Below are 955 nucleotides of genomic sequence, written 5' to 3'. Positions count from 1 at the left end.
GGGGCTGGGCGGGCTGCGGGGGGAGGTGGCCCGGCTGCGCGAGCGGCTGGAGCAGGCGTTGGAGGAGGCCTGAAGGGGGGGGCCTCGAGCACCCCCAACCCCTCCCGCCCGGCCGGTGGAGGCCATGCCGCCCCCCGCTGGCCGCGAAGCCCGCTCCCGCCTCCCGCCTCCCGCCTCCCGCCCGAGGGCCTCTTTCCCCCCACGGGGAGGTCCGGCTTGACCAACCCATCTAGTCAGACTAGACTGATGGGGTGAAACGCAGCTGGCAGCTTCAGGAGGCCAAGGCCCGCTTCTCCGAGGTGGTGGAGCAGGCCCTGAAGGGCGAGGCCCAGACCGTGACCCGGCGGGGCCGGCCCGCGGTGGTGGTGCTGGACTGGGCGACCTACACCCGCCTTCGCGGCGAGGATACCCCCCTGCTCGAGGCCCTCCGCCCGCCGGAGCCCCTCTCCGACGAGGAGGCCGAGGCCCTCTCCGACCGGTCGCGCGCAGGCTACCGGGAGGTGGGCTTTTGAGCTACCTGCTCGACACCAACGTGGTCTCCGAGGCGGCCAAGCGTCAGCCCGACCCCAGGGTTACGGCCTGGCTGAAAGGGCTCTCCGTGCGGGAAGCCTACCTTTCCGCTCTCACCTTGGGCGAGCTGGTGCAGGGGGCCGTCCGCGCCCCCGAGCCGCGCCGAGCTGTCCTGGAAGGCTGGATCGAAGACCTCAAGCGGCGCTTCGCCGGGCAGATTCTGCCCCTGGACACGGGGGTCATGGAGACGTGGGGCGCCCTCACCGGCGAGGCCCTGAACCAGGGCCGCCCCCTTTCCCCCCTGGACGCCCTGCTGGCGGCCACCGCCCTGCGCCACGGCCTCACCCTGGTCAGCCGCAACACCGGCCACTTCCGGGGCCTGCCCGTTCGGCTGCTCAACCCCTGGGAGGCGGGGGCCTGACCCCGCTCTGGCCGCCGCCCTCCG

General features: G+C 73.9%; 2 protein-coding genes. Both read left to right on the top strand.

Translation table 11 applies throughout. The annotated features are described in order from the left end of the window. The first annotated feature begins 251 nt into the window (after positions 1 to 251). Positions 252 to 512, top strand: coding sequence for a type II toxin-antitoxin system Phd/YefM family antitoxin (locus tag MEICH_RS0114935; protein ID WP_027883277.1), 261 nt, complete (start codon positions 252 to 254; stop codon positions 510 to 512). Beyond that, positions 509 to 931, top strand: a complete 423-nt coding sequence (locus tag MEICH_RS0114930) for a type II toxin-antitoxin system VapC family toxin (RefSeq protein ID WP_027883278.1) — start codon at positions 509 to 511, stop codon at positions 929 to 931. Before MEICH_RS0114935 ends, MEICH_RS0114930 begins: the two co-directional genes overlap by 4 nt. Positions 932 to 955: the final 24 nt, after the last annotated feature.

The organism is Calidithermus chliarophilus DSM 9957 (assembly GCF_000430045.1).
GTDB classification, from domain to species: domain Bacteria; phylum Deinococcota; class Deinococci; order Deinococcales; family Thermaceae; genus Calidithermus; species Calidithermus chliarophilus.
Note: the sequence above shows the minus strand (reverse complement) of the source record. Positions and strands in the feature narration are given on the sequence as shown.